Here is a 7,741-nt window from a genome sequence, read left to right on the forward strand (position 1 = left end):
GATCACCGTGATGAGCTGCGCGAGCACCCCAACCACTCGTCACACCAGGACCGTTGACCTGCACGAATCACGATGGAACTTCCTCACTCCGCTGGGCGGACTGGCCACGGGCTCCCTCGTGGATTCGGTCGGCTTGTCCTCCACGCTGCTGGCGGTTGGCGGTGTGTATCTGCTCGCCACGCTGTGCCCGGTGATCTTCCCGGCCTGGAGGCAGATGGACCGTATCGGTTCTCCCCGCGCCAGGGCGGAGGGCTCGCTGCCGCAGGGTTCGGGGGCGAAACGGGTGTAGTCACGGAGACGGCCGTCTCGGCGCTGCTCACGAACACCTGACGTCGGTGCTCCCCGTCGCGGTACTCAAGCGGGGGGCCCGGCCTTCTTAGTCCGGAAACGGGCCTTCTTCCGGGAGATCTGGTCGACGGTCACCGCGAGGATCACCAGGACTCCGGTGATCAGGGTCCGGTAGATGGAGGCGACGCCCTTCAGTTGCAGGCCGTTGCGGAAGACGCCGACGATGAGGACGACGATGAACGTGCCGAGGACCGATCCGCGTCCGCCGAAGAGACTGGTGCCGCCGAGGACGACGGCGGTGATGCTGTCGAGGTTGTCGGTCTGTCCCGCCTGGGGGTCACCCACGCCGGTGCAATCAGGCATGACGCCTTCGAAATAACTCGTTCGGCGTTGAACGATGACTCGCGTAGGGTGCCCCAGTCATCGAGGCGGAAGGCGGGTTGCGGGTGTGGCACCCAGGAAAGTGACGCGGGATCAGTTGGCGGGTGCGGCGCGGGCCGCGCTGGGCGGTGGGCGACGACTGGAGGCGGTCGAACGACTCGCGGGCGGCACCACGAAGGGTGTCTACCGGCTGACGATGGACGACGCCATGACGGCGATCGCCTATCTGTGGGAGGACTCCGAGAACTACTGGCCGATCACCGAGCACGATGGAGACCTCGCCGACCCGTTCTCGCCCGGCATCGGGCTCGACCTGTTCGAGGCCGCGCACGCGCGGCTGGAGGCGCTGGGCCTTCGGGTCCTCAAGATCCACTTGGTCGACCGAGACCGCACCCTCTACCCGGCCGACCTCGCGATCGTCGAGGACGTGCCCGGCGAGGACCTGATGGACCTGCGCAACCGCGATCCGCACGCCGCGGAGCCGACTATGATGCGCCTCGCTGAGAGCCTGGAGATGATGCGCGACCACCGGGCGCCAACCTTCGGCAAGGTGGCCCTGATCGACGCGGGCGGCACGTCACGTTGGGCCTCGTGCGAGCAGGCAGCGCTCGCCTTCGCGCTGCGCTGCCTCGCCGAGGCGACTGCGCGTGACCACAGGATCGCCGACGCCCACGATCAGTTGGAGGAGCGGCTGCGTCAGCTGACCGCGGCGGTGCGGCCGCGCGCCGAGTACTCCGTCGTCCACGGCGAGCTGGGCCTGGACCACGTCATGGTCGACCGAGACGGCCAGCCCGTCGTGATCGACATCGAGAACCTGCTGTACTTCGACGTTGAGTGGGAGCACGTGTTCCTACGCCTTCGCCATACCGACAGCCAGTATCAGCAGCTGGCGGTGGACGGCCTCGACAAGGACCGCCTTGCGCTCTACAAACTCACCCAGCATCTGTCGCTGACAGCTGGCCCGCTGCGCTTGCTCGACGGGGATTTCCCCGACAGGGAGTTCATGCGAGGAATCGCCGAGCATCACCTGAACGAGGCGCTGGCCCTGGTCGCGGCGGGTTGAAGACGCGACCTGCCTGTTTGTGCCAGGGCTGGGTGATTTCCGCGATCGTCGGCCACAAGAAGCCAGGCGGGATCCTCCGAAATGACGTCAGCGAATGGGACGGCCCGCCGCCCGTGAGGGGGGACGGGACGTCGAGACTGAACCCGCAGGAATCAGCTGGTCGTCGCAGGCTGTTCGGCTCGAGCCCGGGTGCTGGCGAGGCGGTAGGAGTCGGTGCCGGTCTCGATGATGGTGCCGTTGAAGGTCAGACGGTCGATGATGGCCGCACAGAGGCGAGGGTCGGTGAACGTCTTGGTCCAGCCGCCGAAGGACTCGGTAGGACACATCGGCGCCGTGCTCCTTGACGAGCCGGTGGAAGATCCGCGTGATCGTATGGCGCTGCTTGCGCGGTGCGTCAAGGTCCGTCCGCAGCATCTCGTCGATCACCAGCTTGTACGGATCCAGCGCAGTTGGCCGCGGCGGCAGCTTCTTCCGCGGCTCCGGCCAGACGGAGTCCACGGCCTTCTTGACCGTCCGCCACGACACGTTGTACATGCGCTCAAGCTCGCGCATCTTCATGCCGGCACGGTGATCACGCCGGATCGCCGCGTACAGCTCGACCTTGGACATCTGCGGCATGACCAGGACCCTTCACCAGGGGCACCCCGATGCTGTCCTGGCAAGTACCCCAGTGCTGTCAAAACTCGTGAACATCACCCGACCGTGGATCTGGGTGCCTCCCAAACCCGTGAACAACTGACGGCACTACTCGTGAATAAGGCCAACCGGCGGCGACGCGGAGCTGGAGCGCGGGGAGATCGACTGCAAATCCACTCGCCCGCCCACGTGATCACCGCTAGCGTGCGTGAGGTGATGAAGGCCGACGATGTGTTGTCCATCCTCGCCGTGCTGCGGAACGCGGACGTCGACATCTGGATCGGCGGTGGCTGGGGCATCGACGCCCTGGTCGGCGAGCAAACCCGCCAGCACCGTGACCTGGACCTGATGCACCGCAAGAACCAGGAAGCGGCCGTCGTGGCGGCTCTCGCGGACGCCCGGTTCGTCGAGACCCTCGATTGGCGCCCCGTGCGGTTCGTCGTCACCGACCCTCACGACCGGGAGATCGATCTTCACCCTCTGATCTTTGCCGAGGACGGATCCGCCGTGCAGGCGTCACCCGACCCCGAGCACCCGTTCACCTATCCCGGCTCGTGCTTCGTCACTGGCACGATCCTCGGGGCGACCGTCCCGTGCCTGTCGCCCGAGCAGCAGGTCTACTTCCACCAGGGCTATGAACCTGCTGATCACGACCGTCGCGACATGGCCCAGCTCCGGCAGACCTTCGGGATCACCACCCACTTCTGAGCAGTTCTCCAAGGGCACTCTCCCATCGAGTCACACCAGTGTCAGCCGCGCGCCGAGAGTCGCGCGCCGGAAGCCGCTCCTGGCCAGTCGGCGCACGGACCCGCGGCGCGTCACCGCCAGATGGACTTCAGCTGCCACGTCCGCATCTGGTCGAGGGTGGCGGTGCCGCCCTCGGCGAAGACCTCGACGCCGGTGCTGGAGGGGTCGGGGAAGATCTGGTCGGTGATCACCGCTTCGCCGTTGCCGCCGAAGATCTCGACGGACGACCAGTCGACAAGGATACGTAGCTTGACCTTGCCGTTCTTGGGCTTCAGGGGCGCGGTCTGGACGCCGGGGAAGGTGCTGTTGAAGTCCCCGGCGCCGGAGCGGGTGCGGTCGACGTACAGCTCCTGGGTCGTGGTGTCGTAGCCGATGACGGTCTCTTCGCCGCCTGCGCCAGTGCGGACCTTGAGGCCGAAGCGGTCGGCGTCCTTGAGGGAGAAGGTCGCCTCGATGTCGAGGGCCTTGCCCTTGGCCGTGGGGCCGGTCAGGGGCTTGGAAGTGCTCTTGACGGTGACGTCGGACGCGGTCGCCGCCGGGCGCTTGGAGCGGAGGGAGTCCAGGCTGCCCACCGGCTTGCTGGTCAGCCGGATTCGGCCGTCGACGGTGCGCAGGGCCATCTCCCTAGGAACGCTCTGCGCGCCGCGCCAGGGGGAGGTGGGGATGGACTGGCCGTAGTCCCAGTTGTTCCATCAGCCGATCATGTAGCGCTTGCCGCCCGGTGCGTTCTCCCAGGACACCGCTGCGTAGTAGTCCTTGCCGTAGTCGGCCCAGTCGGCGCGCTGTACGACGGACTTGGCAGGTTTGTCCGCGGCGGTGAACTGGTCGGCCATGACGTGGCCCCAGCCAGCGGTGTTCATGTCGAGGATCTGGATCTGCGCCTTCTTGCCGACGTACGGACGCATGTCGAAGGACGCCCAGTCCAGGGTCTCGCTGTCGGCGCCGGTCGCGCTGCGGACGACCTTGCCGTCGACGAGCAGGTTGACGGACGTCTCCGTGGAGACACGCTGGGCCTGGGAGTCGGACAGCACGATGTGGTCGACGTTGAGGTGGCCCCAACCGCCGGTGTTGTCGTCGACGATCCTGATCTGCGCCTTCTTGCCGCAAGGTCGCTGACGTCCCAGGAGGCCCAGTTGAGAGCCTCGGCGTCCTTTCCGGTGGCGCTGCGGACCACTTGGCCTTCTACGAGGAGTTCGACTGCGGTGGGGTTGTCGGAGCCGGCCTGGTGGTTGCCGCCGCCGATGAGGAAGTTGATGTGCTTCTTGTCGATGGTGAACTCGGGCGACGTGAGGGTGCCGGTGGTGGCGTCGCCGTTCAGGAAGGTGTTGACCAGGCCGGCTCCCAGGAAGCCGGAGACACCCTGCTGGCCGGGGAGGGTGCCGGTGGCCGGTCCGGTTCCGAAGGCGTCCCCGGTCGCCGTCCAGCCGCCGTACGTTCCGCCTTCGAAGTCGGCGAGGACCGTGCCCTCGGGCGGCGTCCTGTCCAGGACGGTTCCGGCCTCGTGTGGGTGCCGCCCGCCACCGATCTTGAAGTTCAGGTAGGGGCTGTCCACGGTGAAGGAGGGCGAGATGAGGACGCCGGTGGCACCGTCGCCGCCGTGGAAGCTGTTGGCGAGGCCCTTGCCGTCGAAGCCGGTGACGGCTTCATCCCTGCCCCGGTCGACCAGGCACAGCTCCGGGAGGCCACCGCCGCCGCGGAGGCCGCCGACTACGCCGTCGTGGTCGTGGGGGACACCATCGCCCTCACCGGCGAGGTGCGCTCCACAGCCACACTCGACCTCCAAGGGGGCCAGATCGCTCTGCTGGACGCGGTCGCCGCCACCGGCACACCAATGATCGTCGTACTCGCCCAGTCCAAGCCGAGCACCCTCCCGGACTCGGCACTGAACGCCGCAGCACTCATCGAGGCGTTCAACCCGGGCATGCGCGGTGGCCGCGCCATCGCCGAAATCCTCCTCGGACTCATCGAGCCCAGCGGCCGACTCCCGGTCTCCTTCGCACGCCACGTCGGACAGCAACCCGTCTTCTACAACCAGGTGCGAGGCCAGCACGGGGACCGCTACGCGGATCTCACCCAGGACCCCCTGTTCGCGTTCGGCGAGGGCCTCTCCTACACCACCGTCACCTACTCCTCCCTTGTCGTGCACAATCCGGACGTCACCGCTGACGGCACTGTCAACGCCACGGTACGACTCACCAACAGCGGCAGCCGTCGGGCCCTGGAAACGGTCCAGGCATACATCAGCGACCTGACCACCAGCGTCACCTGGGCCGAGCAGGAGCTGAAGGCGTTCACCCAGGTCGAAATCCCTCCCGGCGAAAGCCTGGACGCCACCATCAGCATCCCTGCCTCGCAGTGCTCACTCGTCACGGCCGACAACCGCCGAGTGGTCGAACCAGGTGAGTTCATGCTCCGCGTCGGCCCCAGCTCACGGCGGGGGCAACAGCTCAGCGCAGGATTCCGTCGCCCTGCGCGGCCGACACACCGTCCACGCCGCAGGCGCGACGCACGGCTCGCAGCTGGTGGACCTCGGCACCGTGGGCCGGGCCTTCGACCTGACGGCCCGTCTGGAGCCGACCGGAAACGCTGGTCTACGGCTGGTTACCACCCCGGACGGCTCCGAGTACCTCGACATCCGTCTCGACGTGGACGCGGGCGAACTGGTCGTCGACCGTGACCACGCCTCACTGGACAGCCGGGCCCGCGGCGGTTCCCACCGGATGCCCTGCCCAGCAGACCGGCCTGTCGACCTGCGCGTCGTCGTCGACCACTCCATCGCCGAAATCTTCCTGACCACCACCGGCCAGGTCCTCACCCTGCGCTTCTACCCCACAGGGCAGAGCCCGTGGCGACTGCAGGCCCGCACCACAGCGGGGACGCGCCTCGGCTTCGCGGTCGACGCGTGGGAACTGCGCCCGCTCGTGATCAAGGAGCCGAGTACCGGCGCCGCAGAGTCGGCGCCGGCGTCGCCGTAGAACCGACCCCGTCCATCAAGATCATGGCCAACCCGTGGAGCCCACCAGGCTGGATGAAGACCTCCGACTCCATGATCGGAGGCACCCTCAAGAGCGAGTACACCTCCGCGCTGGCCACCTACTTCGTCAAGTTCATACAAGCCTATGGCGAAGCCGGCGTGCCCATCTCCTACATTTCCCCGCAGAACGAACCCATGGGTACTCAGGTGGAGTCTCGGGCACGGGACGACGAGCGGCGACTGGTTCCAGATCGACCTGGGGAGCCCCACGAGCTTCAATAAGATCGTCTTCGACACCGGTGTGAACAATTCGTTCGACTACGTCATGAAGTATCAGATCTACGTTTCGAACGACGGTGTCGATTGGGGCAGCGCGATTGCGAGCGGCAGCGGGGGCATTGGGAAGATAGCCGTCGCGTTGCCGACCCGTACGGCACAGTACATTCGCATCGTCAGTACTGCGGCATCCGGTTTCTGGTGGGCCATCGGCGACATCGCGGTGTACGGGTCTGTGCGTGGAACCGGCTCGATCACAGCTCCGGCAGCGGTATCGAACGGCCTCCAGATGAAGACCTGGACCAGCAAGGAAGGGGAGCAGGTCACCGTAGTATTCAACGGGACGGCCGACAGCAAGAGTTTCAAGATATCCACCGACGGCTCGTACACCTATACGCTGCCGAGCGGCACGTCGGCGATGTTCACCACCAAGAAGCTGTCGAGCTTCCCATCGCCGACGTTCAGCGAATTGAAGCCGGAACGAGGAATGCCGCGCTTCAAGTTCACGATTCGCGGTTCTGGTTTCGGTGACGCCCAGGGGCTGGGCACGGTGTATTTCGGATCAAGCTATGCCGAAATAGACACGTGGTCGGACACGGGCATCAGCGCCTACGTTCCGAAGGGGCTTCCGGCGGGGAAGGTCACGGTTTCCGTGAAGGGAACCAGCGGAGTGGATGCAGGTGGATCTTCGTTCGACGTCATAGATCTAGGTCCTGCGCTGCCGCGGACGGGCTGGACCGCAAAGGCTTCGGACGCCAGTCAGTGGGATGCACCCGGGAACATGCTCGATGGCAATTCCGACACTCGGTACAGCTCCGGAACAGGGCAGTACGACGGCCTCTGGATCCAAGTGGACATGGGGCAAACGCAGACCTTCAGCAAGATTGTGTTGGATGTCGGCGGCAGTGTCAGCGACTATGCGCGAAGCGCAGACGTATACGTATCCACGGATGGAACCGACTGGACCAAGGTTTCTTCCGCAGCGGACGGCCAACGAGTCCACCTTATTCCCTTCCCGACGCAGACGGCTCGCTACATCAAGGTCGTCAATACCGGCAATGTTGCGCGTAGCTGGTGGTCAGTCGCAGAATTCAACGTCTACAACTGACCTCGGGCTTTCATGTAGGGCGACCGTTGGCCTTGCCCGCGACGCAGAGGAAGTGCCTCTGGCCAGCAAGGATAGGGATTGCTGATGTCCATGTTCCCGCAGTGGCTGGAGGCACTTCCCAGATGAAGGATGCGTATGGCACTGGACGCGATCCGGAAGGCTCGCTGCTGCAACGTGTCTGGTCACTGGCCTCGATCATTCACGTGCGCGCGCCGGCCTGGGGTGGTCGGTCGGGGTTGAGGATTCGTCCTGGTTCGTCCTTCGGGTG

The 7,741-nt window shown here is 65.9% G+C and carries 5 protein-coding genes and 6 pseudogenes; 8 read left to right on the top strand and 3 right to left on the bottom strand.

Translation table 11 applies throughout. From position 1 onward, the window contains the following. A pseudogene (locus H8R17_RS43630) lies at positions 1 to 289 on the top strand (MFS transporter); the annotation flags it as partial. 65 nt (positions 290 to 354) lie between these two features. Here the strand turns inward: H8R17_RS43630 and H8R17_RS43635 are convergent. Continuing rightward, a pseudogene (locus tag H8R17_RS43635) lies at positions 355 to 639 on the bottom strand (ABC transporter permease); the annotation flags it as partial. Positions 640 to 751: 112 nt separating this feature from the next. On the opposite strand from H8R17_RS43635, the gene H8R17_RS43640 reads away from it, so the two are divergent. Then, a complete protein-coding gene (locus H8R17_RS43640) occupies positions 752 to 1,732 on the top strand; it encodes a phosphotransferase (protein ID WP_316959731.1) in 981 nt (326 codons plus the stop codon). Positions 1,733 to 1,884: 152 nt separating this feature from the next. Here the strand turns inward: H8R17_RS43640 and H8R17_RS43645 are convergent. Then, a pseudogene (locus H8R17_RS43645) lies at positions 1,885 to 2,049 on the bottom strand (ATP-binding protein); the annotation flags it as partial. Between the two features lie 535 nt (positions 2,050 to 2,584). Between H8R17_RS43645 and H8R17_RS43650 the strand changes: the two are divergent. Continuing rightward, positions 2,585 to 3,076 carry a nucleotidyltransferase domain-containing protein gene (locus H8R17_RS43650; RefSeq protein WP_187828721.1) on the top strand — a complete coding sequence of 164 codons (492 nt, stop codon included), beginning with the start codon at positions 2,585 to 2,587 and terminating at the stop codon, positions 3,074 to 3,076. Positions 3,077 to 3,186: 110 nt separating this feature from the next. On the opposite strand, the pseudogene H8R17_RS43655 reads toward H8R17_RS43650, so the two are convergent. Next, a pseudogene (locus tag H8R17_RS43655) lies at positions 3,187 to 4,757 on the bottom strand (glycoside hydrolase family 32 protein); the annotation flags it as partial. Between H8R17_RS43655 and H8R17_RS43660 the strand changes: the two are divergent. The 5 genes and pseudogenes from H8R17_RS43660 to H8R17_RS43670 form a co-directional block, all read left to right on the top strand. Then, positions 4,713 to 5,576, top strand: a pseudogene (locus H8R17_RS43660) (glycoside hydrolase family 3 C-terminal domain-containing protein); the annotation flags it as partial. The pseudogenes H8R17_RS43655 and H8R17_RS43660 overlap by 45 nt on opposite strands. A 76-nt stretch (positions 5,577 to 5,652) precedes the next feature. Beyond that, the gene (locus tag H8R17_RS46065) at positions 5,653 to 6,090 is read left to right on the top strand and encodes a GH32 C-terminal domain-containing protein (protein WP_316959730.1); all 438 of its coding nucleotides are present in this window, start codon (positions 5,653 to 5,655) and stop codon (positions 6,088 to 6,090) included. Continuing rightward, positions 6,018 to 6,371, top strand: a complete 354-nt coding sequence (locus H8R17_RS49670; protein WP_399478082.1) for a hypothetical protein — start codon at positions 6,018 to 6,020, stop codon at positions 6,369 to 6,371. Before H8R17_RS46065 ends, H8R17_RS49670 begins: the two co-directional genes overlap by 73 nt. Beyond that, a pseudogene (locus H8R17_RS49675) lies at positions 6,307 to 6,558 on the top strand (discoidin domain-containing protein); the annotation flags it as partial. The gene H8R17_RS49670 and the pseudogene H8R17_RS49675, both read left to right, overlap by 65 nt. Before the next feature lie 96 nt (positions 6,559 to 6,654). Continuing rightward, a complete protein-coding gene (locus H8R17_RS43670) occupies positions 6,655 to 7,473 on the top strand; it encodes a discoidin domain-containing protein (protein ID WP_399478084.1) in 819 nt (272 codons plus the stop codon). Positions 7,474 to 7,741 lie beyond the last annotated feature (268 nt).

This window comes from Streptomyces sp. TRM68367, from assembly GCF_014495685.1.
In the GTDB taxonomy this organism is placed as follows: domain Bacteria; phylum Actinomycetota; class Actinomycetes; order Streptomycetales; family Streptomycetaceae; genus Streptomyces.